At 72.8% G+C, this 22,797-nt stretch carries 19 protein-coding genes; 13 read left to right on the top strand and 6 right to left on the bottom strand.

The window, feature by feature from the left end; translation table 11 throughout:
- The first annotated feature begins 17 nt into the window (after window positions 1–17).
- Window positions 18–896: a hypothetical protein gene (locus tag ABZ906_RS42665; protein WP_361392171.1), complete on the top strand. Its 879-nt coding sequence runs from the start codon at window positions 18–20 to the stop codon at window positions 894–896.
- Between the two features lie 100 nt (window positions 897–996).
- Here ABZ906_RS42665 and ABZ906_RS42670 read toward each other — a convergent pair whose 3' ends face one another.
- Both ABZ906_RS42670 and ABZ906_RS42675 read right to left on the bottom strand, forming a co-directional pair.
- Window positions 997–1,530 (bottom strand): GNAT family N-acetyltransferase, encoded by a 534-nt coding sequence (locus ABZ906_RS42670; protein ID WP_361392174.1) that lies wholly within the window; start codon window positions 1,528–1,530, stop codon window positions 997–999.
- Window positions 1,527–2,804, bottom strand: coding sequence for an XRE family transcriptional regulator (locus tag ABZ906_RS42675; RefSeq protein ID WP_361392177.1), 1,278 nt, complete (start codon window positions 2,802–2,804; stop codon window positions 1,527–1,529). The genes ABZ906_RS42670 and ABZ906_RS42675 overlap by 4 nt, the downstream gene beginning before the upstream one ends.
- Before the next feature lie 187 nt (window positions 2,805–2,991).
- Here ABZ906_RS42675 and ABZ906_RS42680 point away from each other — a divergent pair, with 187 nt between their 5' ends.
- From ABZ906_RS42680 to ABZ906_RS42690, 3 genes are all read left to right on the top strand, one after another.
- Window positions 2,992–3,423 (top strand): ATP-binding protein, encoded by a 432-nt coding sequence (locus tag ABZ906_RS42680; RefSeq protein ID WP_361392180.1) that lies wholly within the window; start codon window positions 2,992–2,994, stop codon window positions 3,421–3,423.
- Window positions 3,424–3,680: 257 nt separating this feature from the next.
- Window positions 3,681–3,815: a hypothetical protein gene (locus ABZ906_RS42685; protein WP_361392183.1), complete on the top strand. Its 135-nt coding sequence runs from the start codon at window positions 3,681–3,683 to the stop codon at window positions 3,813–3,815.
- Complete coding sequence (locus ABZ906_RS42690; RefSeq protein WP_361392186.1) at window positions 3,812–4,972, top strand: methyltransferase domain-containing protein; 1,161 nt, start codon at window positions 3,812–3,814, stop codon at window positions 4,970–4,972. Before ABZ906_RS42685 ends, ABZ906_RS42690 begins: the two co-directional genes overlap by 4 nt.
- Before the next feature lie 422 nt (window positions 4,973–5,394).
- Here the strand turns inward: ABZ906_RS42690 and ABZ906_RS42695 are convergent, their stop codons facing one another.
- The 4 genes from ABZ906_RS42695 to ABZ906_RS42710 all read right to left on the bottom strand — a co-directional run bounded on the left by ABZ906_RS42695 (window position 5,395) and on the right by ABZ906_RS42710 (window position 8,905).
- Window positions 5,395–6,399, bottom strand: a complete 1,005-nt coding sequence (locus ABZ906_RS42695; protein WP_361392189.1) for a hypothetical protein — start codon at window positions 6,397–6,399, stop codon at window positions 5,395–5,397.
- Between the two features lie 81 nt (window positions 6,400–6,480).
- A complete protein-coding gene (locus ABZ906_RS42700; protein WP_361392192.1) occupies window positions 6,481–6,993 on the bottom strand; it encodes a hypothetical protein in 513 nt (170 codons plus the stop codon).
- A gap of 74 nt (window positions 6,994–7,067) precedes the next feature.
- Window positions 7,068–7,784 carry a hypothetical protein gene (locus ABZ906_RS42705; RefSeq protein WP_361392195.1) on the bottom strand — a complete coding sequence of 239 codons (717 nt, stop codon included), beginning with the start codon at window positions 7,782–7,784 and terminating at the stop codon, window positions 7,068–7,070.
- 68 nt (window positions 7,785–7,852) lie between these two features.
- Entirely contained in the window at window positions 7,853–8,905 is a 1,053-nt protein-coding gene (locus tag ABZ906_RS42710; protein WP_361392197.1) for a hypothetical protein, read from the bottom strand.
- A 1,478-nt stretch (window positions 8,906–10,383) separates the two neighbouring features.
- Here ABZ906_RS42710 and ABZ906_RS42715 point away from each other — a divergent pair.
- The 9 genes from ABZ906_RS42715 to ABZ906_RS42755 all read left to right on the top strand — a co-directional run bounded on the left by ABZ906_RS42715 (window position 10,384) and on the right by ABZ906_RS42755 (window position 22,595).
- Window positions 10,384–11,319: a conjugal transfer protein gene (locus tag ABZ906_RS42715; RefSeq protein ID WP_361392200.1), complete on the top strand. Its 936-nt coding sequence runs from the start codon at window positions 10,384–10,386 to the stop codon at window positions 11,317–11,319.
- Window positions 11,316–11,648, top strand: a complete 333-nt coding sequence (locus tag ABZ906_RS42720; protein ID WP_361392203.1) for a hypothetical protein — start codon at window positions 11,316–11,318, stop codon at window positions 11,646–11,648. Before ABZ906_RS42715 ends, ABZ906_RS42720 begins: the two co-directional genes overlap by 4 nt.
- The gene (locus ABZ906_RS42725) at window positions 11,645–12,256 is read left to right on the top strand and encodes a hypothetical protein (protein ID WP_361392206.1); all 612 of its coding nucleotides are present in this window, start codon (window positions 11,645–11,647) and stop codon (window positions 12,254–12,256) included. Before ABZ906_RS42720 ends, ABZ906_RS42725 begins: the two co-directional genes overlap by 4 nt.
- On the top strand, window positions 12,256–14,967 hold the full coding sequence (locus ABZ906_RS42730; RefSeq protein WP_361392209.1) for an ATP-binding protein: 2,712 nt from the start codon (window positions 12,256–12,258) through the stop codon (window positions 14,965–14,967). Before ABZ906_RS42725 ends, ABZ906_RS42730 begins: the two co-directional genes overlap by 1 nt.
- Window positions 14,967–15,332, top strand: a complete 366-nt coding sequence (locus ABZ906_RS42735; protein WP_361392212.1) for a hypothetical protein — start codon at window positions 14,967–14,969, stop codon at window positions 15,330–15,332. The genes ABZ906_RS42730 and ABZ906_RS42735 overlap by 1 nt, the downstream gene beginning before the upstream one ends.
- Before the next feature lie 6 nt (window positions 15,333–15,338).
- On the top strand, window positions 15,339–18,137 hold the full coding sequence (locus ABZ906_RS42740; protein WP_361392215.1) for a hypothetical protein: 2,799 nt from the start codon (window positions 15,339–15,341) through the stop codon (window positions 18,135–18,137).
- Window positions 18,138–18,205: 68 nt separating this feature from the next.
- Entirely contained in the window at window positions 18,206–19,309 is a 1,104-nt protein-coding gene (locus tag ABZ906_RS42745; RefSeq protein WP_361392218.1) for a bifunctional lytic transglycosylase/C40 family peptidase, read from the top strand.
- Complete coding sequence (locus tag ABZ906_RS42750; protein WP_361392222.1) at window positions 19,306–19,983, top strand: hypothetical protein; 678 nt, start codon at window positions 19,306–19,308, stop codon at window positions 19,981–19,983. Before ABZ906_RS42745 ends, ABZ906_RS42750 begins: the two co-directional genes overlap by 4 nt.
- Window positions 19,959–22,595, top strand: a complete 2,637-nt coding sequence (locus ABZ906_RS42755) for an ATP/GTP-binding protein (protein WP_361392225.1) — start codon at window positions 19,959–19,961, stop codon at window positions 22,593–22,595. Before ABZ906_RS42750 ends, ABZ906_RS42755 begins: the two co-directional genes overlap by 25 nt.
- The last annotated feature ends 202 nt before the right edge of the window (window positions 22,596–22,797 follow it).

Below are 22,797 nucleotides of genomic sequence, written 5' to 3' on the forward strand. Positions count from 1 at the left end.
AGATCCCCCGTACGGTGATGGACCCGGAACTGTCGGACGCTGACAGAGCGCTCCTGCGAGAGGCCGCAGAGCGCCGCAGTGCGGACACCGCCGAACCCTCCAGCTTGGTGTGGGTCGCTCTGCCGCCCCTCGGCAAGGGTGCGGCGTTGATGGTGCCGCCCGGCCTTGCCTGGCTGTGGGCCACCGAGGTTGACCGCCCGACATGGATCGCGGCCCATGTCGAACTCTGGGCCCCGAAGCTGATGCTGATGGGAGGAGCCCTGCTCGCCGCCTTCATCATGATCACGCTGCTTGTGGCCTCGGGTGACAACCGCAACCGGCGCTTTGTCGCCGGGTCAGGTGACCGCTGGGTGCGGCCCCGGGATCTGACCGAGGAGGCCCAGGACCTCCTCGTGCGCACCCAGCGCGCCGCCGACGCCATCCTGGGATCCGACGTCCACCGCCTTTCGCTCCTGGACCAGACGCGCAACGAGCTGATGCTCCCGGCGCACGAGTGGGAAATCGCCACCGCTCTGCGCGACTACAGCCGCCTGGTCCGCCAGGAGCCGGCCGAGCCAGGAAGCCGGAAGGTGACCGATCTTCTGGCCAAACGGCGTGCGGCGCTGGAGGTCAGCCGGGACGGTTTGGAGCGGCGCGTGGCAGCCCTGGAGGCCTACGCCTGTCAAGTGGTGCAGGCCGATGCCGGGTACGAGGAGCTCCAGCAGCTGCAGCTGCTGAGCGATACGAGCCCCGAGCTGCTGGACCTGCTCGCCCGCACCGTTCGCGACGATCTCGCCGTCGCCGAACTGGACGGCCTTACCGGGGAGGCCGCAGTGGTGGCCGATACCTTCACCAAGGCCCTGAAAGCGGCCAAGCAATCTGCGGTCGCGGCGCTGCCGCTCCCCAAGAGCGCGTAGTCGCCACGCGATGCAAGGAGCCCTCCTGAGAAAGGCGGGCTCCGGCGGCGGGCGCCCTTCCCGGTGCCCTGTCGCCGGGAAGGGCTGTGGCGTCGACCGGTCAGCGGGAGGGCCGGGTCATCACGGTGAGGACCGGCGAGGCCGCCGACGGCTGGCTCTGTCCGATGTCCCGGTAGCCCCACGACTCGTACAGCGCGTGGACCTTCCCGTCGCCGGCCGCCTTGTTGACCATGAGGGTCGCGTACGGTTCCTCCCGGCTGGCCAGCAGGGCGTCGTGGATACGCCGGGCGGTCCCCGTGCCTCTCCACGCGGGGCTGACCCCGATCTCCTTGAGTGCTACCGCCGGGCGCTCGGTGTACTGCGCGGGCGGCGCCGGGCTGGTGCGCTGCCAGTACCGGTCGCCGTGCTCGATGCGGTTGCCGTAGGCGTAGCCGACCGGATGCCCGTCCGCATAGGCCAGGACGGCCATGAACCCGGGCTCGGTCCCGTGCCGGTCCAACCGCTCGCCGAAGACCGTGACGGCGTAGTTGGGCAGGTGCAGCAGCGGGGCACGCACCTCGGCGTACACGTCGAGCAGGTCACCGCGGGCCGCGTCGAGTGCGGTGAACGTGCGCAGGTCGATCGTCGTGGTCATGTCGTGGCCCTCCAGGCGGCGGTGTGCTCGGTCCAGGCGTGCGCGGTGGGGCTGCCCGGCGCGGTGGCGCGCAGTGCAGACCCGAACTCCTGCAGCATCCTCGACACCCGCGCGTGATGGGTAGCGGCGTCCTTCGACACCGTCATCGCGGTGCGGGTGGCGGCGTCGGGGTCTCCCTGGGCGAGCTGTGCGTGCGCGAGGCGGCTGGTGGTGATCGCCCGTGAGCGGAGCATGTAGGGCCGCAGGGCGGCCAGGCTGCGGTGCGCGTGGTACTCGGCTGCGGGGTAGTCGCCGAGGGACAGGTGGGCCGAGAGCGCCAGGGAGTGCAGCTCGGCCTCGTCGTAGAAGGCGAGCAGCCACACGGGGCGGTAGGCGCCGGGGTCGGCGCGGTCCATGGCCTCCTGCGCCTGGTCGTAGGCGCGGCGCAGCCCGCTGCGGTCCTGCATGACGCCCTGGATGGCCATCTGCCGGGCGATGCCGAGGGAGGCGAACAGCGGGTCGCGGCGGGTGATGTAGAGCCCCCGGGCGACGTCGTTGGCGGCGGCCGCGTCGGCGGGGCGTCCCATGTGCCGGTAGAGGCTGCCCGCGTGGGACCAGATCCGGAATTTGATCGCCTGGTCCCCGGAGAGCTCGGCGAGGGCCTGGGCCTCGCGCATGTGGCCGACGGCCTCGCTGTAGCGGCGGCCGTCGATCGCGGCCCACATCGCGGAGGACCGGAAGGAGGCCGCGCACGCATACAGGCTGCTGCGCACCCGCTGGGTGGCGCTGCCCGCGTTCTGCAGGTTGAGCGCCTCGGTGGCCAGGGCCACCGCGCGCCGCTCGATGGCGACCTGGCCGCCGTGGCGGTGGTCGCTGGCGATGACGTCGGCGAACGTGCGCTGCAGGCGCTCGATGTCGCTCATGCCGATACGGCGGGCCGCGGCGTTTCCGGGGGCGGCCGCGGCGGCCACCACCGCGACGGTGCCGGCGACGATGGAGCGGCGCTTCATGGGGTCCTCCTCCGGTGGAGCGGGGGCGGACGGCGCCCGGCCCCGCGGCACGAACCCTAAGGCGGCGGGAGACAGCCCGGTGACGTCCTCCAGAGCCCTGCGTGTGGCCGCGTGGGGCCAGCGGGCGCGCCCGGAACGCCACTCCCGGACCGTGCGCCCGTCGAACCGGCCGGGACGGCCGGTGAGACGTTCCAGGGCCGAATTCAGGGCGCCCGCAAGGGTGCTGGAGCTGTGGCCGTGCTCGTACATCCACGCCTCAAGGAGCTGATTGCGCGTGGTGTCCATGACCGCACCGTAGACCTCCGCACACGCACAGTCAGGTAAACAGAGCGCCAAAACCCCCTAGGGGAAGCATTGCGACGGCCGTGCACATCCCCTAACCCCCGTTCCCGAGGCGGGCGTTATCTGGTGCGTACGGTCCCGCCGGGCCCCCATCCGGGGGTGCGGCACTGCCCCCACCCAAGGCGTGATCATGACCATGGCTCCAGCCAGACGACGGCACCCCGGTTACGACGTCACGATGACCAACACCGCGGAGAGCGCGAGTGAGGCGCGGCGCCTGGTCCGCACCGCCTTCACGGCGTGGGGCGTAGAGGACTATGCCGAGATAGCGCAGGTGGTGATGTCCGAACTCGTCGCCAACGCCGTACGCCACACCCGCTGCCGCTCCATCCGCGTCATCGTCGAACGCCCGCGTCCCGGACGCCTGCTGGTCGCCGTGGTCGACACCTCGCAGGACCTGCCCTGCATGGGCGCCCCGCAGGCCGACGACCTGCGCGGCCGGGGCCTGGTCCTGGTGGACGCCCTCACCCATTCCTGGGGCACCACCCTGCTGGGCACGGGTGCGGACCGCAGGAAGCAGGTCTGGGCCCAGTTGGAGGTCAAGCCCGAGGAGTGCCGGTGAACGCCGCTTCGCACCCGCAGGTGGCCGTACCGCCAGGTCTCACGCGCCCTGACGCCGACCGCGCACCCGCCGACCGTTCAGCTCCCGTCCTCTGGTCAGGGACGGGCGGCCCGGAGGCGTCCCCCGTCGCCACCGGGTCACCGGCCGCTCCTCTCTCGGGCTGAAGAGGAGCGGCCCACACCCCTGCCGGGGCCTGACCACACCGGCCCCGGCAGGGACGCACCACGCGGACACAGCCCACCCAGAAGGAGCGGACCATGCACATCACAGGAACCGTGCTCGCGAGCGTCCCCGGCGAACTGTGGCCCGGCCCGCAGGACCCGCCCAGCCCCGACGGCGGCCCCAGCATCGGCAAGACACCCCAACCCGGCGACGGAGCACCGACCCCATGAACAGCACAACGCACCAGGAGCGCTCCAGCCGTACCAGGCTGGGGCGCGCTCTCATGTCTGCGGGCCACCTCACCTCCGACTGGGCCCCCACCTTCGCGGCCGTCGACCGTGCCGACTTCCTGCCCGATGTCATCTGGCCCTACGACATGAGCACCGGCCAGACCCTCACCCTCGACCGGCGCGAAAATCCGCGCGCCTGGTACGCGCACGCCGACCAGGACATCCCGATCGTCACGCAGTGGGACGACGGCCACCAGCAGGGCCCCGGCCCCGGAACCATGTCCACCTCCTCCAGCTCGATGCCGTCCGTCGTCTACCGGCTGCTGAACGACCTCGACGCACAGCCCGGCATGAGCGTCCTCGACGGCGGCACCGGCAGCGGCGAGACGGCCGCGGCCCTCACCCACCGGCTCGGCCACGGCGCCGTCACCACCACCGAGGTCGACACGGCGGTCGCCCGCACCGCCCGGGAACGGCTGTGCCGCATGGGCCTGTACCCGCACTTCGAGGAAGGCGACGCCACCGCACACCTCGCCGGCGCATCCTTCGACCGGATCCTGATCACCTTCGGCCTGCGCGACTTCGGCGACCTGGTCCGCCTCGTCAGGCAGGGCGGCCTGATCGTCGCGCCCTTCGGCACGCACTACAGCAACACGGACGCCGTGGCCCGCCTCACGGTCCGCGGCACCGTCGCCGAGGGCCCCTTCCTGCGGCCGGCCGAGTTCATGAAGGCCCGCGCCCAGCGCACCCCCGCCATCGCGCACGCCGACTTCGTCGCCCGCGTCAGTGACGGCGACAGGCGCACCGCAGCCGTCCGCGAGGAGGACCTCGCCACCGCCAGATTCGACCCGGCGCAGTGGGCGGTGAGCCTGCGCGTGCGCGACGTCGTCAAGGTCGTCGCCGACAGGCGCGACGGCGCCCGCCCCGTCTGGCTCTACGGGCCCGGCGACAAGTCGTGGGCGTGCATCTTCTTCCGGGACGGCATGGAGACCGTCGTGTGGCAGCAGGGGCCGCGGCGCCTGTGGGACGAGGTCGAGGCCGCGCTCGCCTGGTGGGCGGCCCACGACCGGCCCGCGCACGAGCGGTTCGGGCTGACCGTCGCCCCCGACGGCATCCGCGCGTGGCTCGACTCTCCGGCCAACTCCTGGCGCCTGTAGGGGCGGCCACCGCGGTCAGGAGCGTCGCACACGTGACTGAGCCGCCGTGGTCCAGGTAGAGGCGTAACGGTGGGCGGCGCAGGAGCCAGCGGTGAGCGCAGCGTGCAGGCGTTCCTGTGTGCGTCCAGGTATGCGCGGACGGGGGTCAGGTGGCGCAGAGGGTGCAGCGGCCGTCGCCAGCGGGGTCGGCGCGGCGTGGCGTGGGCCCGGTGCACGTCGTGCAGGCAGGCCAGTCGAGGCAGGCCGGGCACAGGTCCTGGCCGGGGGCTCGGGAGGGGCTGCTGGTGACCGCTGCGGAGATGTGCGGTCGCGGCGCTGCCGCTCTCCAAGAGCGCATAGTCGCCGCGCGGTGAAAGGAGCGCCCCCTCAAGAAGGGTGGGCGCTCCTTTCATCCGGCGGCGGCCCGGGCAGGGTGCGGTCGGTCAGTGGGAGTCGACGAACTCGTAGCGGGCGGCAAGGACGCGCGGCTTCCCGGTGGGCGGCAGGTGGGTCAGGGCCTGGCCGTGGAAGTCGTCGATGACGATCGCGCGGGGGCGCGGGTCGTAGATCTTCCCTTCGGCGTCAGGGGTGATCTGCAGGCCGCCATGGAGGACGCGGGAGATCTGCTGGTGGGCCAGGGGCACCACGGCCAGGGTGCCGCCGTCGGCGGTCTTCAGGGCGTAGGTGTCGCGGTGCTTGGGCTCGCTGCGCAGGAAGTAGCGGCGGGCCTGGCGGGGGTCCCAGCCATCGTTGCGGCCGCGGTAGCCGTCCTTGGCCTCCCGGGTGACCTTGTTGTCGGCGAGGATCTTGCCGTCCTTCCTTCCGCCGGTGGCCCACAGGTCCTCGTACGCGTCGGGGATGCCGGCGGGCGCGTGGGCGCCGGTGCGGGCAGTGGCGGCCACCGGGGTTGCCAGACCGTCGGCACCGGTGGCGATCTTCGGGAGGGTGGTGCCGGCGGCGACGGACACCGTCATCCGCCAGCCGTCCTTGGTCTTGTCGAAGACGTGGAGGCTGCGGCGGGCCTCGGGGGTATCCGTGCTGCGCCCGGTGAACATGAACCAGTCGGCCTCGCCCTTGGCCGGGATGAAGAACGTGCGCTCCTTGTAGAAGAACGGCTTGACGTAGGCCTTCTGGTCTTTCGCGCTCATGGTTGCGAACTGCTCGTAGGCGGCGCTGCTGCGCTCCAGCAGGTTGCCGCCTTCGACGGTGGACAGGAGCTTGGCGTTGCGGGCCTTGTTCGCGGCGTTGTTGACCTTCTCGTAGTGGTCGACGATCCGGTTGGCCTCGGCACGGTCCACTACCCCGGCCCGGGCGGTGGCGTTGGCGGCGGCCGGCTTCTGGGGCCTCTTCTCGTCGTCGGTGCTGTCCCCGCCGCCGCAGGCGGTCAGGAGCAGGGCGGCACTCGTGGTGAGGGCAGTGGCGGTGAAGGGCAGGGCGCGTACGCGCATGGGAAGACTCCTGTGGTCGGGATTGCGGGTGTGCGGTGGCGCAGGCCGCCTGACGCGACGGACCGGCGGGCGGGGCTGCGGTCAGCGAAGGGCCGGCAGGAGGCCCGCGCCGGGCCACAGTTGACGGCCCTCTTGTGCGGCGCGCAGGTTGTCGGTGAGCGTGGCCAGGACGGCGGAGCGCTGTTCGGGGCCGTGCGTTTCGCGCTGGCCGGTGGCCGGGTTGAGGTTGAGGACGCGGGTGTTGGGGCCGCTGCACACCAGGGCCCGCTCCAGGGCGGGCAGGGCCAGCCCCAGCGAGTCGCAGGAGCCGAAGCGCGTCAGGGTCAGCAGGTCGTCCACGACCTTTTCCCAGTCGCCGACCTTCTCCCAGCCGGCGCCGCCGTCGAGTTCGTGGGTGAGCGTGGCCAGCGGCACGAGCTCCTTCTCGGTGCGCGGTCCGGTGTGCAGGAGGCGGTGGATGCGGGCGCCGTCGGGCTGGCGGACATGGGGATGCAGCAGGGTGTCGGCGGCGACGATGGTGCAGTTGACCTCCCGCAGTCCGTGCGGCGGGAAGTACGGCTCGTGGGCGAACAGGAAGTAGATCTTGTCGGTCATGACGGTCTCCTTCGAGGGCGTGGTGCAGCGGTGGTGTCGGGTCCGGGCGCGGGCGAGTTGGGGGCCGCCGGCGGTCAGGGGTGGCCGGGGGCCCGGTAGGGCGGCGGGGCGTCGCGGGCGGCGGGCGGCCCGTCGAGAGCGCGCCGGTGGTTGATGTCGTCGGCCTGGCGGGCGAGGTGGTCCATCAGGGCTTCCAGGGCCAGCCACCGGCAGGTGGTGTCCGGGTTGCGGTCGGGCGCCGTGATGATCACGGCGATCTCCCACAGCGTCCGGTGGCCCAGCTGCAGCGCGCAGTCGAGCTCGGGGCCCGGGTGGGCGCGGGCGGCGCGGACGACGGTGGCGTGCTGTGCGGTCAGCCGCTGCAGGTAGGCAAGGCCGCTGGCGCTGTCGACGATGCAGGCGTACGCGCCGGCCCGCGTGTCGAGGCGGGCGGGCAAGTGGTCGACGAGGAGGGGCAGCAGAATGGCCGGCAGCAGGCCGATCCCGACGTGGAGGCCGTGGGCGGTGGCCCAGCTCATGCCGAGCAGGGCGCCGACCGCGGTCGCCAGGGTGAGGGCGGTGACCGAGCCGCCGTGATCCAGGCAGAGACGCAACGGCGGGCGGCGGGTGAGCCAGCGCCGCGCGCACCGGGCCCGCAGCGAGGCCTCGGGGGCGCAGATGCCGATCTGCAGCAGCTGCGGCGCGGCACCGTCGGGGGTGGCCGGGCTCCAGCGTTGCCACCCCCAGGGCGTGCGTTCGGCGGTGCCGGGCGGGTGGTGCGGGGTCGATGCGATGCGGGGTGTGAGAGTCATCGGTTCCTCGATCCGTGGGCGGCGGCGGGCAATCCGGGGCGTGCGCGGCAGGGGTTCTGCCGGAAAGGTCAGGTGGCGCAGAGGGTGCAGCGGCCGTCGCCGGCCGGGTCGGCGCGGCGCGGTGTGGGCCCGGTGCACGCAGTGCAGGCAGGCCAGTCGAGGCAGGCCGGGCACAGGTCCTGGCCGGGGGCTTGGGAGGGGCTGCCGCAGCCGGCGCACTCCACCAGCACCCGGCGGGAGACGGCCTCGGCGACCGTGCGTCCGGCGGCGCCCGTTGAGGAGGGCGCCGGCTCGGAGGCGGGCTGGGTGCCGGCGTGGACGGGTGGGCCGGTGGTCTGTGCGGCGCGCAGCCGGGCGGCGATGATCGCGCCGACCGTGTGGTGCAGCGGCTGGGGCAGCGGCCGGTCGGCGACGACGTGCCGCAACTGCTGCGGCGTCCAGCCCGCATCCAGCAGGCCCTGGACGACGCGGCCCTGATCGGCAAGGGCCTGCCCGGTGAGCAGCAGTTCGGGCTGCCGGGCGCCGATCGCCCGCAGCAGCCGCTCGCCGGGCGGCGGTGTCGCAGGGCGAGTTGGTGCCCCAGGCTCCCGCGGCGGTGCGTCCAACGCGCGCGCCCGCGCGTTACGGACGGACGGACGGACGGGGTTGGTGTTCTGGTTTCTGGTCTTCTTAAGACTGGTGTTCTTTGGTGGGCGATCAGCCAACGTTGGACAATCCAACGTAGGGAAATCGGACTCTGGTTGTGACCTGCGGCTTTGCACGCCTTCGAGGGCAAGGGGGGCGTTGTCGCCCAGGAGGTCGTAGAGGTGGGCCGGGGCGTCGGTGATGGCGTAGATGACATCGCCCAGCGTGCCGTCCTCGTGCCGTTCCCGTTCCCGCGTCAGGTAGCCGTACTTCTCCAGCTCCGCCAGGCCCGAACGCACCGCGCTGCGCCCGTCAGGGCCGCACCGCGCCAGGTCCACGAGCGTCACGCGCCACCCGTCGCGGTGCGTGGAGCAGAGCCCGAAGATCCCCTTCGCCTTGAACGAGATCCGCGGGTCACGGAAGAGCGCGTTGGCGATCTGCGTGAAGCGGTCGCCCGCCATCTCGCCGCGCCGGATCCCGGCGCCGTACCCGCTCACCGCAGCCCGCCGGGCACCACGACGTAGATGCATGCCGGGCGGCGGGCGGCGCCCTGCAGCGCCGGTCCCACCCCGTGCGGCGGGCTGCCGGGGAAGAGGGGGTGTTGGTGATTCATACTCCGAGGCAACCCGCCGGGCCCGACCGATCTGTCGACCACCAACCCCCGACCACGGTCACGAAGCGATCACAACCCGCTCAGAGCCCGGTGGTCGGGCCCGACCACCGGGCCGCCCGCCACGATCCCCCACCCGGGGAAGGCGGGAGTCTGCTCAACGGCCGGGCACGGTGGCAGGCGGCGAGCAAGCCTGCTGCGCACTGCGCATCGCGCGATGATGTCCGGCAGTACACCCGCTGCGCAGCACCATCGCTGCGGCGATGCCATCGGCGGGGGCCGTCCCGTTGCGCAGCGGGGCCGCCTCTGCGCAGCTGCGTGCGCAGTGCGCAGCAGTGCCCGGCACGACGATGGATGCCGGTAGTCATCGCTGGCGGAGCAGTCATCATCGCCCGGCACCGGCGAGCCATCACAGCCCGCTGCGCAGCGGGTGCGCAGTGGTTGCAGTGGCTGCCCGCGCAGTCATCCGGGCGCCGGACAAGGACCGGTGGTAGATACCGACCACCGTCCCCGGGTACCGCCCCGACCACCAGGCCACAGGCCCCGACCACCGCAGGTCAGCGCGCTGCGCACTCCAGGTCGCCCGGCACCCGCGTCCGTGCGCCCGCACCAGGCGCACAGCAGTCAGCGAGCAACGGACCGACACTGCACGGCCCCCGCTGCGCAGCCGCCCATCGCCCCCTCCCCGCCCCGTACACCGCCAGCGATCGCGACGACGAAAAGCGACCACCGTCAGGCGACGACCGACGGCGACGACCGACGGCGATGAGCGACGAGCGACGAGCGACGAGCGATGAGCGATGGCGATGAGCAACCGGCAGCAGGCGACGCCGATTGCCGATGAGTCATACCGGTGACCCGCCGCCGGCGGTTCAGCGCAGCGCAAGCCGCGGACACGGCGTCGGACCTCTGCCCGCTGGCGCGCAGCGGGGACCCGTCCGGCGAAGAGTGGTGGTAGATCCCGACCACCGTTCCCGGGTGCTGCCCCGACCACTGGCCTGGCAGCCCCGACCACGCAGGTCAGCGCCCTGCACGGCCGCGACCCCGCACCGAGCGCTGCACGGGTCCCCCCTCCGCGGGTTCACGCGCCACGCCCTGCCCGTTACCTGCCGGTCGGCGGAAGCCGCGACGGGGGCGTTGCCCCACCCTGCGCGGTCGCGGATCGGCCCTCGCGGGCGCTTCGTCCGGCGTGCCCGGAGGGTGTGGTCGGGGCCGTCGGGGTGGTGGTCGGGGCGACCACCACCCCGACCACGCACTTCGTGACGCTTTCGACACCGTGGTCGGGGGTCAGTGGTCGACCAACCGGTCGGGGCCGGCGGGTTGTCTCAAGTCATCAACCCCCTCGCCCCCTTCGGGAGATCACCCATGTTCCGATCCACAGCTTCACCCGGTGGCGGGCCGCGTCCAGCGGCCGCCGGTATCGCGCTGACGACGATGCGGCGCCGCGTGCAGGCCGGCCGGGCCGGGGTGTGGGCGGCGCTGGCCGCCGGTCCGCTCGCCCTGGCCGTCGCCGTCGGCCAGCCCTCCCCCGGCGCCGCGGCCGCACCCGCCCCTGCCCCCAAGCGCACCGCGCAGACCGCATCGGTGGCCGACCCGTCCGGCTACGTCGCCGAGTTCGTCGATGCGTGGCTGCGCAGCAGCGAGGATGCGAGCAGTGCGGCCGCGCGCCGTGCGCAGGCGATGGCGCCCGACGTCACCCTGCCCTCCCTGAAGGAGGATGCGCCGGCACCGCGGCGGGTGACGCCGGTGCGCAGCCTGCCGGGCCAGGGCGGGCAGTGGTCGGTGACGGTGGCCGCGCAATACGCCGATGCGGTGCGCTACTTCGCCGTGCCCGCGATCACCGCGGGCGGCGGCGGCTCGTTCGCGGTGACCGCAGCACCGGCCCTGGTGGCCGCCCCCGCCGTGCACCCGCTGCCCGAATCCCCCTACACGGTCAGCGTCCAGGACGGTCCGCTGACGAGGGCGGCCGGCGAGTTCCTGTCCGCGTATCTGGCCGGGCGCGGCGAGGTCGGCCGCTACCTCGCGCCGGGGGTGAAACTGACGGCCGTGACCCCCGCGGCCGCCACCGGGGTCGAGGTGCAGGAGGTGTCCGCGCGCCAGGAGAGCGCGGCCGGCGAGAAGGTGCCCGCGGATGGCACCCGGGTGCAGGTGCGGGTGGCGGTCGAGGCCCGCGAGGACAACGCCCGCTGGCCGCTGGCCTACGAGCTCGCCCTCGTGTCGCGCGGCGGCCGCTGGGAGATCGCCGCACTGCAATCCGGCACCACGGCCACGGCGCCCGCGACGGGCGGTGCGCAGCGATGAACACCCTCAACGAAGTGGTGATGGCCGGTGCGGTGGCCGACCTGGGGGACTCCTGGATCGGCACCGTCGAGGACTGGGGCTCCAAGGGACTGAAGGCTGCGCTGATCGCAATCGTCGTCGTGATCATGGTGCAGCGGTTCTCGCTGAAGGCCGGGATCGGCTCGCTGATCCTCATGGTGATCGCGCTCGGCCTCTACTCCTCCCGCAACGATCTTGCGGACATGTTCGAGGACGAGGTCAAGAACCCCGCCAAGTCCGCCCCCGCCTTCCAGCACCCCGACCGTGAGGGCGCCTTGGTCACGGCCCGCACCGGGCAGGGGCGGGCGTGAGCGCGGCCGCCGCGCCGCGAACCGCGCGCTTCTACACCGCTGCGCGGCGGCATCCGTGGGTGATGGGCAAGCTCGCCGACTGGCGGCTGCCGCTGGGCCCCTACAACGCCGCACAGATCGGCCTGGCCGTCGTCGGCGGTTTCGTCCTCATCAAGACGATCGCGGTGTGGAGCGTGCTGGGGCCGGTTCCGGTCGCCCTGTGGCTGGTGGGGATCTGGCTGCTGCGCCGTCCCAAGATCGGCGGACGTCATCCGGTGTCGGCGGCCATGGGGATGGTGGCGCTGCTCGTGCAGCCCGGCGGCGGGCGGATCGGAGCGCACGCCGCACGTGATCCGCGCGCCCGCCGTCTGGGCGGCGGCTTCACCCTCGAACCCCTCACCGACTCCCCCTCCCCCGCTCCCGGGCCGGCGCCCGCCACGCCCGCGCCCCCTGCTCCCGCCCCGGCGAGGGCGGCCCGCACCCGCACCACGCCGGCCCGGCGGAACCGCCGCACCCCGCCCCCGGCAACTCCCACGGGACCCGCGGGACCGGCCGCCGGGGTCTCGCCCGCGGCCGCGCTGCTGGCCCGGGCCCACCACCGTGCACAGACCCAGAAAGCGGAAGTGTGATGCGTGTTCCCATCCGGCATATCGCCGGACACCTGCTGTGGTCCGCCCACGGCCACGTCTGGGCGATCTACCGCCTGCACCCCGGCCCCGACGAGCAGGGCCGCAGCCAGGAGACCGTGCCGGGCACCTATGTGCCCCCGTCCGTCCGCGACGAACTCCTCGGCAAGATCACACACTTGGTGCGCTCCCTGTCCGGCGCCCCCCGGCTGTTCGGGCTCTGTGCGCAGGTCGATCCCGTCGAGGTCGCCTGGCGGATGACCGACGGACTCGAAGACGAGGAGAGCGGCGAGGCCCTCACGCCCGCCGCGCGGCCGTGGGTGGACCACCTGGAGGCGGCTCTCGATCTGCTGCAGGGCCAGGAGATGCACCAGCGCACCTGGTGGCTGGCCGTCCCGCTGGAATCAGAGAACCAGGGCGTGAAGGCGGCGGGCGCCCTGTGGGCGGAGGTCGCCGACACCCTGGGTCTGCGGGCCGCCCCCGTCACCCGCGCCGAGGTCAACTCCGTGCGCCAGCAGGCCGAACAGATCGAGGCGCAGCTGGCCGGCGCCGCCAGCTACCGGCCGGCCCGCCCGGCCGAAATCGTGTGGATGATCCAGCACGCCGTGCACCGGGGCCTGGCCGAACCGCTCCTGGGCGAAGCCACGCTCAGCGATCTGTACGGCGGGCAGGTGCGCGGCAAGCTGCTGCACTCCCCCAGCTACGCCGACCTCGGACAAGTCCGCCTCGAGGAAGGCGGCACCCCACCCGCCGAACCCGCCGACGACGAAGATCCGCAGGAAGCGGCACCCTCCCGCGGCCGGGGCGGCGCGGGGCGCCGGACGCGTTGGTGGAAGGCGCGTTCGGCCTCGCCGTTGCGGCGGCGCTGGCTGCAGGTCGAGAGCGATCAGGGCACCGGCTACCAGGCGCACCTGGCTCTGGCCGAATGCCCGCCCGCGGTCTCGCTGGAGGCCGCCGACCTGTTCGCGCAGCTGGAAGTCCTCGACTTCCCCGTCGACTTCGCCATCGACCTGAACCTGGTCCCCGCGGAGAAGGCCCGCGCGCAGGTGCAGCGCAAGAAGACCGAGCTGGTCGACCAGGCCGACCAGTACGACGCCCGGCCCACCGGCATGCCCGCCTCGCTGCCGGATGCCGCCCGCGATCTGGGCGAGCTGGACGCCCGCCTCTCACGCACCAGCGTGGAGGTCGAGGTCCAGGCCGTCACTGCCCTCACGGTGTGGGGGCCCACTGCGCAGCTGTGCGACGCCCGGGCCCGCGCGCTGGAAAAGCTCCTTGCCGGTGCGGACTACCGGGCGGTGCGCCCCGCCGGACTGCAAAGTGATCTGTTCATGCTGGGGCTGCCCGGCGCCGTTCGGGCGCACCGGCTCAAGGAGTTCACCCAGCACCAGGTCAGCGAGGACTGGGCCCTCTCCGGCGCCTTCACGCACTGTGAAGTGGGCGATCCGACCGGGATGCTGCTCGGTCTGGATCTGGACTGCGGCACCACCCGCCCCGTTCTGATCAATCCCGCCGACGCCCCCAAGCAGGACGCCTCCGCATCCCTGGGCGTGGTCGGCGACCTGGGCGCCGGAAAGAGCGTGCTGCTGAAGCTGGTCAGCCAGTCCGTCGTCGACCGCGGCGGGCGCGCCATCTGCATCGACCGCACCCCCGTGCGCGAGTGGGCCGCCTTCGCCGAAACGGCCGCGCCGGGCCGCTGCCAGATCATCGACGCCGCACAGGCCGCCCTGTCCATCGACCCGCTGCGGCTGTTCCCCGGCCCGGAGGGACGCCACTACGCGCTCAGCTACCTCACCCTGCAGCTGGGCATCGGACCGATGACCACCTCCGGCGAAGTCCTGCACCACGCCATCGAACAGGCCGGCGCGCTGGACGAGCCGTCGATGAGCCGTGTGGTCGAGGTCCTGCGGCAGATGGCCGCCACCGAAGGAGGCAAACGCCAGGACGCCGCCGCCACCCTGGCCGGACTGCTGCGCTTGGTCGAGCAGAACCCCCTGGCCTCGATGGTGTTCGACCCCTCCCTGCCGCCGGTGCGCCTGGACGGCTCCGGCGCCTCCGACTTCATCGTCATCACCACCACCGGGCTCAAACTGCCGCCCAAGCAGGCCTTCGAGCACGCCGAGATCCTCCACCAACAGCCCCTGGAAGCGCTGATCGGACGGGCGGTGCTCTACCTGATCGCAGCCATAGCCCGCCAGGCCGCCTTCACCCGGCCCGAACGGTTCTGCGCGGTCGCCCTGGACGAGCTGTACTGGCTGACCTCCTCGGCCGAGGGCACCGCCCTGGTCCACGAGATCCTCCACGACGGCCGCAAGCACGGCGCCGGACTCATCGCCGGCGCCCACGACGCCACGGAACTGGGCCCCGATCGCGGCCTGATGGCCTACCGGGCCCTGGCGCGGACCACCGAACGCGACCGGGCCCGCCGCGGCCTGGACTTCATCGGCCTCGACCCCACCGACCCCGAGCTGGTGCGGATGGTCACCTCCGGCCTGTCTCCCGTCGGCCACAAGGACCGCGCCGGGGAAATCCTGCTGACCGGGCCCCGGCAGAACACCGGCCGCATCAAAGTCGTCATCCCCGCCGTGACGCGGATCAGCTCCCGCATCACCACCACCCCCGGCCGACGCACACCCGCACCGGGTGTGGCGGACCTGACCAAGAACGCCCCGGCCGACAGCTCGCAGCCGGCCGCCGCACATCAGGAGGCCCGCTGATGCTGATGACCCGCCCGAGCCGGCCGCGCACCCGAGGGCGCAGCACGGTGCGGCTCGCCGCAGGTGTCCTGGTCCTGGCCTGCCTGCTGCTGACCGTGCTGAACACCATCGACCCGACCGGGGGATTTGGCCCCTTGGATGCGGCCCGCACCGTGCACGCCCGCGCGAGCGGTGACAGCGGCCGTGAGGAGGCCTGCGCGCTGATCGTCGGCCCGGCCAAGGCGTACTGCCTGCGCACCACGGCCGCGCCCCCGGCTGTTGTTCCGACGGTTCCGGCGCGGGAGGCAAACGCCTGGCTGCTGGTGCCGCCCGCCGCCGGCCTGCTCGCCCTGGCCTGGCTGCGGCGCCGTACGGGAAGGCGCTGAGCTCCCGTGATCCTCTGGCGCCTTGCGCACGGCCGGCTGCGCACCCTCACCCACGCCCTGGCCCTGGCCGTGGTGTTCCTGATCGTCAACGCTCAGGTCGCTTATGCCGCCGACGGCGGCGGGGACATGATGGCCCCGCTCAATGTGGAGAGCTCCGAAGGTGTGCCGATCAACGGCTACGAGCTTTCCGCCCAGGGCGGCTCCATCTTCTCGCTGCGCACCAACGCCTACGCGTTCATCATGAACGGCCTGTTCACCCTCCTGCGCCTGGTGGTCGGCCTCAGCTGCTGGGCGATCGAGTTCGCGCTGCGCTTCCCGCTGATCAAAATGCTCTCCGATCCCGCGCAGGACCTCTCCGACACCTACAACGGCATCGTCGTCGACACCCTGGGCATCAAAGGCCTGTTCCTTGCCTGGGCGTTCATCTTCGGCGGGATCCTCCTGGTGCGCGGCAAGGCCGGCAAGGGCCTGGGAGAGATCGTCCTCACCCTGGTGATCGCCGCATTCGCGGCCTCCGCATTCGTGCGCCCCGACTACCTGCTGGGACAGAACGGTCCGCTGGCCCAGAGCGAGCGGGCCGCCGCCGAAGTCACCCGGGAGACCGTCGACTCCTACGACTGGGGCGGCAAGATCGGGTCCGGGGATGCGGGCCCCTGCGGCGCCGGCCTGTCCGGGCGCGCGCTGGAAAAGTGCTACGCGCTGGAGAACAAGAACAAGGAGTCCGCCTCCCAGACGGCCCGGCCCATCCAGGACTCGCTGACCAACGTCACCGTCGTCAAGGGCTACATGCTCGTGCAGTACGGGCGGATCCTCGACCCGGCCAAGGCGTCGGACCGCAAGGCCTACGCCCTGCACCTGAAATACGTCTCCGGCGGCTACAAGCCCTACTCCGCGGCCAGCAAGCACGCCCGCAAGGAAGCCGAGGACGTGTGCAAGCGGATCAAAGGCCCGGCCCACAAGTACTGCGTGAAGGGCCCCATGCGCGAGCGCGGGCACCCGGTCAACGAAGAACCGGCGATCAAGCCCGTCCCGCTCACCCCCGGCGACGCACTGCTGGAAGCCACCGACCCGGTCCTCAACTCCCAGGACCAGCAGTTCGCGGCCTTCCTCAAGGAGCTGGAGAAGTCCGGCCCGGTGGGCAAAGAGGCCGCCGCCTACGCCAAGGAGCCCACCGGCTGGCGCACCGCGGGCGTGCTGATGCTGTTCGCCGCCGCCCTGCTCATCTCCGCGATCCCGCTCTCGGCCGCGTTCGTGCTGCTGGGCCTGCAGGCAGCCGACGTGGCCGCGGCCGCGGTCGGGTCGGTGGTGCTGGTGTGGGCGATGCTGCCAGGCCCCAACCGGCAGGCCGTCTGGAAATGGCTGGCCCTGTACGGCATTTCCATCGCGGGCATGTTCGCCATCTGCACCTTCCTGCCCTCCTACGCCATCGGTATCGACACCGTCCTGACCCGAGGTCCCGACGTGCCGGCCGAACGGCTCCTCGCGCTGGACGCGCTGGCGCTGGCCGCCCTCGCCTTCCACCGCAGACTCCTCGCCGGGATCTCCTCGGCCGGGCAGCGCCTCGCCGTCAGGATGCGCTACGCGAAGGTCGGCGGCACCCATCTGCCCGGCGACACCTCCGAGATCGGCGCCGCGATGGCCGTGCACGGCGGCAACGGCATGGGGGCGGGCGGCGGGTTCGGTCTGCGCTCGCTCGGCGGCGGGGGGTACGGGCGCCTGGGCACCCGCGGGCGCATCATGCGCTCCCTGGCCGCGATGAGTGACGGCACCGGCATGCCGGTCGACCCCGGGCGGCTTCTGTCGGATGCGGGTGCCGAGGCCGCGCGCGGCCTTGCCCCCTTCGCGCTGGCCGCCACCGGCGCCGGCCTCGGCGCCCGCGGCGCATGGGGCCTGCTGGTCGGCAAGCACCCCGGCGACAAGGCCCTGGAGCGGATGCGCAAGCCCACCGCCGAAGGCGACAAGCCGGGCAGCGGCCCGCACGCGGACGGCCTCGACGGCGGCGGCCCGGCGGGGCCCGACGGTTCGCGCGGTCCGCGCCGTGACGGCCCGCCCGACCGCTACCGCGACCCGGACGGCCTGATCACCGACCCGCAGACCGGGCAGCTGCTGCACAACCAGAACAGCGACCGCACCCTGCTCTCCACCCGCGCCCACAACCGCCTCGTACGGCTGCGCGGTTACCGCATCCTGCACCGCGGCGGGCGCGCCGCCTACGGCACTACCCTCGGCCTGCCCACCACCACCCGCCGCGCCCGCCAGAGCGCCACCGAACACACCAAGGACGCCCGACAGCAACTCGCGGTATGGGGCAACACCCTCCGCGAGGACGCACGCTCCTGGACACACGACGAGCGAACCGCTCCCGGCGGCGCGAGGGGCAGCGGGGGCCCGGGAACATCAGATGGCCCGGACCCGACCCTCGGCCGCGTCCTGCGCCCCGCATCCGGCGGCTCGACCGCTGCGGCTGCCTCCCCGCGCCCCTCGGCCGCGGGCGGCCCGGCCGGTGAACCGTCGATGCCGTGGGGCAGCTGGACCCCGCGGACGGCCGCCCCGGGCGGGGCGGCCGCGCCCCGTGGCAGCGACCGCAGCCTGGGGTCGGCCACGCCCGCGCCTTCCGCGGGCCGCGCCGGGCACTCGCCCTCCAGGCCCTCGCACAGCGGACAGGCCGATCCGGCCGAGCTGCGCCGCCGTTTCGTGGCCCGGCTGGGCGGCGCCTCGCCCGAAGGCGAGGCCGAGCGGCGCCGCGTCCGCGAGGAACTGCAGCGCCGCTACGGCGACGACCCGGACGCCGGCGGTGAGGACTGATGCGCGCACCACGACCGCGCCGCGGGCCGCGGCGGCGGGCGAAGTGGGGATGCCTGCTTATCGTGCTGGTGACCGCTGCCAGCTGCGCCGCGCCGTTCTCCGGGATGCTCTCGGCCGGCGCCCAACTCGCCCACCAGCAGCAGGACGAGGGCGGCGGCGGGATCGAGCTGGGCGGCAGCGCCGCGGACATCCCGCCCACCATGCTGGCCGCCTACAAGAAGGCGGCCCGGCTGATCGGTGGCCAGGTCCCGAAGTGCAGGGGCATGTCCTGGCCGATCCTGGCGGGCATCGCCAAAGTCGAGTCCAATCACGCGGCGGGGCGCACCATCGCCACCAACGGCGACATCACGCCGCGGATCCTGGGGGTACTGCTCAACGGCTCCGGCCAGGGCGGCAACACCACCAGCTTCCCTGACACCGACGGCGGCAAGTGGGACGGCACCGCGGCCGGCGAGCGGGCCGTGGGGCCCTTCCAGTTCCTGCCCTCCACCTGGGATGCGACCGGCCGCGACGCCAACGGCGATGAGGAGCGCGACCCGCACAACGCGTTCGACGCGGCGCTGGGCGCGGCGGTCTATCTGTGCGGCAAGGGACGGGACCTTGGCAAGCGCCCCCAGCTGGAGGCGGCGATCTTCCAGTACAACCACTCCCGCGCGTACGTAAACAACGTCTCCAACTGGATCCGGCAGTACCGCTCCGCCGCGACCGGCACGGCCAAGGGCGTCGATCTGGGCGGCGTTTCGGGCAAGGCGAAGAAGGTTCTGCAGGCGGCGCTCTCCCAGCGCGGTACTCCCTACTCCTGGGGCGGCGGCGGCCCAAGCGGCCCCACGACGGGTATCTGCTGCTCGCCCAGCGGCAAGAGCGGCGCCGGCATCAAGGGCTTCGACTGTTCGGGGCTGACCCAGTACGCGTTCGCCCGAGTAGGTGTCCGGCTGCCCCGCACCGCCGCCGCCCAGGCCGCCAAGGGCCAGCGCATCAAGTCCAAAGGCGCCCTCAGGCCCGGGGACCTGGTGTTCTACGGCTACGTGCCGGGCGCGGACTCCACGATCTACCACGTCGGGATCTACGCCGGGAACGGACAGATGATCAACGCGGCCCGGCCGGGCACCAAGATCCGCCTCGACCCGGTGGACGCCATGTCCGGCTTCGCGGGAGGAGCGAGAGTCCTGTGAAGCGAACATCTGCCGCACCGCGCACGGGTCCGCGGGCCCCCTGGCTGCTGCTGGCCTGCACCCTGGTCCTGGCCGTATGCGGCTATCTGCTCCTGACCAACCAACCGCCGCCCGCACCGACCGGCGACCAGCCCGCCACCCGCCCCGGGCCGCACGGCACCCCGGTACCCCGGCCTCCCGCAGACGCCACGGCGCGCACCCGCGGCCCGAACCCCGACACCAGCACATCCCCCGCACCCGCACCCACGCCGTCGGCGTCGCGGTCGCGGTCGGCGGCTGCGATGCTGCCGCCGCGCGGCGAGGGACCGGCCGCCAACCACCAGATCCAACGTCTGATCGAAGAAGCCTGGCCCGCGGATCTGCCCGCCCCCCTGGAGGAACACCTGCGGCGCGACGGGGCGGCGTTGCTGCGCGCCGATGCCACCGGGATCGGCCGCGACCGCTTCCCCGCCGTGTTCGGCCAGCAGCCGGATCAGGCGGTGGCGCCCGCGTTCAGCCGCCTGCGCATCCAGGCCGCCATCGCCCGCAAGGACACCCGGGCCGGCCGGGCGGTGGTGCACCTGGTGTGGGCCGCCGCCGACCGCGGCGGCACCTACACCGACGGCCGGATTTCCGACTTCACCTTCCGCCGACCGAAAGGAGACGGCCCGTGGACCCCGCTGCCCCGGACCTAATCACCCAGGCGTTTCCCCTCAGTCCCCCGGCCATCCAGGGCGCGGTGGACGTGCTGCGGTGGCTAGCCGGCCACTGGTACCTGCCCGCCCTCGTCCTGACCGCGGCCTGTGCGGCAGGCGCGTACGTCGTGCGCCGCCTGGCCGCCGAGGCGTCGAAAGAGCGCATGGCGCTGGAATGCACCCCGGCCCGGCACTTCGACCCCGGCCACGAGGAAATCTTCCGCCGCGGCGTGGAACTCACCCGGGCGTGCACCGCGCTGCCCTGGTGGGCGCCGCGCCGCACCAAAACCGTGCGGATCCGGATGCGCTCCGATGCCCGCTCCCCCTTCGCCTACCGGCTCGAAGGACCCGCCGGCGCCGAACGCCTGCTGACCACCACCCCCTTCGGGCCCGGCGTGCGCGTGGCCAAGGCCGCCCCGCTCAACGACAAGCCCCGCGCCCACGAAGTGCGCGCCGAATTCATCCTGCGCGGCAATCCCGTCGCATCGTTGCGGGAGGTGCCGCTGCAGCCGGACCCGCTGCAGCCGCTGGTCGATGCCGTCGCCGACCTGCGCGCCGACCTGGGCGACGTCGCCGAAATCTGCGTGGACCTGCAGCGTGCTCCCAAATGGGCGCTGCGCCACCGCCGCTGGCATCTCATGCACCAGGCGCGCCGTACCGAGCAGCGCCAGGCAGCCCGCACCGCGAGGTGGATGAGCCGCGACAGTGCGCACCTGGACGACTCGTTCATCGGCCAGCTGCGGCAACTGGTCACCCCCGGCCGGGAGGGCAGGCCGGGAGGCGGGCGCATGGTGATGTCCGCGCCTCCGGTCCGCGTCGACCGCACCGAAGCGCTGGGCAAGCTGGCCGAGGACAGTCATCTGGTGCGGGTGCAGATCCTGGTGCGCTGCGCCTCCGACATCGAGGGCCGCGCGCACGCGCGCCTGGCCCGTATTCAGGCGGGGCTCGATGTGTTCGGCGGCTCCGCCCGGTGGGCGATGAAGGGGCTGCGGATCGGGCCCTGGCGCCTGGGCGCCGACCGGTGGCCGCACCGGGAACGTTTCGATCTGCGCTGGCGCACCGGGCAGTGCCTGCCGCCGACCGCCAACTGGCTGGGGCTGGAGGAGCTGCTGGGGCTGCTCAAGCCGCCCACCACGTGGTGCCGGATGCCGCTGCTCCCCGCCGACCTGCCCACCTTCGAGCACGGCAATCCCGGTCTGCTGCTGCAGGGCTGGTACCGCACCCCGGACGGGCGCCGCCGCCTGGTGGCCACCCACGCCGAGCAGACCCTCTTCGAGATTGGTGTGGGCAAAGCCGGCGGCGGCAAGACCGAACGCGCCGCAGCCCAGGCCGTCGGCTACGCGCACGCCGGCGGCGGCCTGCTGTTCATCGACCCCCACCACGACTCCTGGCAACGGGTGGCGCCCTTCCTCGCCCACGATCACATCATGCAGCGCATCGCGCGGATCGATCTGCGTGCCAAGAGCCGCGGGCCCAACCCGCTGATCAGCACGTGGAACCCGATCGGCATGCACCAGGGCCGCCGCCAGGCCTACGAAGTCGTCGAGGATGTGGCCGACGCGTTCGCCACCGCTTTCGGCTGGGACGACGCCAACGCACCCAGGGCCATCGCGATCTTCACCGAAGCACTCACCGTGCTCACCACGCTCAACCAGCTGGCCTGCCGCGCCGGCCGCAGCGAAGACCAGGCCACCCTCTTCCACGTGCGGGCCCTGCTGACCGACGCCGAGTTCCGCGCCAGTGCCCTGGCCCTCGTTGAGCCCGTCCTGGGCGACGAGACGCGGGCCTGGTGGCGCAGCACCTTCCCCACTTTCCCGCCCGACTCCTTCAACGTGCTGCTCAACCCTCTCGCCCGGCTCGCCGCCAACCCCATCACCCACGCGTTCCTCGGCCAGCCCCAAGGCGTCTACGACATCCGCTGGGCCATGGACCACCGGTGGATCGTGTGGGTGTCCACGGCGGGCAACGGGCCCACCGACCGGCTGCTGGTCTCCCTGCTCAACCGCGACCTGCTGCGCGCCGGACGCTCTCGCGTCGAGGTCCCCGAACAGCAGCGGGTGCCCTTCCGCGGCTACCTCGACGAGCTGATCACGCTGGCCAGCGCGGGAGGCGACTCCATCGCGTCGATGTTCGAGGACTTCCGCAAATACAAGATCCAGCTGCACGCGCTGACCCAGCTCCTGTCACGGCTGCCCGTCGCGGTACGCCAATCCCTCATCCAGAACGCCTCCACCCTCTCCACCACCCGCGGCTCCAAAGCGGCGGTCACCTCCATCACCGAGGAATGGGGAGAAAAGCCCAGCGCCGCGCAGGTCGCCGACCTGGACCAGTACGACCACTACAGCTCATTCACCATCGACGGCCGCCCCGTCGGCCCCGTGCTGATCCACGGCCCGCATCTGGAGGAGGTCTTCGCCGAGCAGCACCGCCCGGGCAAGAGCCACATCGCCGCTCTGGAGCGAGCCGCCGACGTCAACGCCCAGGCCCGGCCGCTCGATCAGCTGACTGTGTCCGCCGCCAGCCAGCTGCAACGGGTCCGCGACTTCCTGCGCGAGCACGCCCGGCCCGCCACCGGCGCCGTCGCCCTCGCCAAGACAGGTGATTACCAGTGATCCTCTCCATCTACGCAATCGGCGTGCCCCGTGCAGCACACGAGTGTTCGCCTTTGCAGCGCCATCCCCGCCCTGGAGCGGTCGTGTTGCGCCTCGGACGTGACAACTTGTCGACATACATGACGTGTTGTGACCGGGTACGTACCAATTGCTGTGTGTGAAAGGAGGAAAGCGAGTGGGCACAGGGTGTTATGGGTCGTAG

The organism is Streptomyces sp. NPDC046925, assembly GCF_040644915.1.
Taxonomy (GTDB): domain Bacteria; phylum Actinomycetota; class Actinomycetes; order Streptomycetales; family Streptomycetaceae; genus Streptomyces.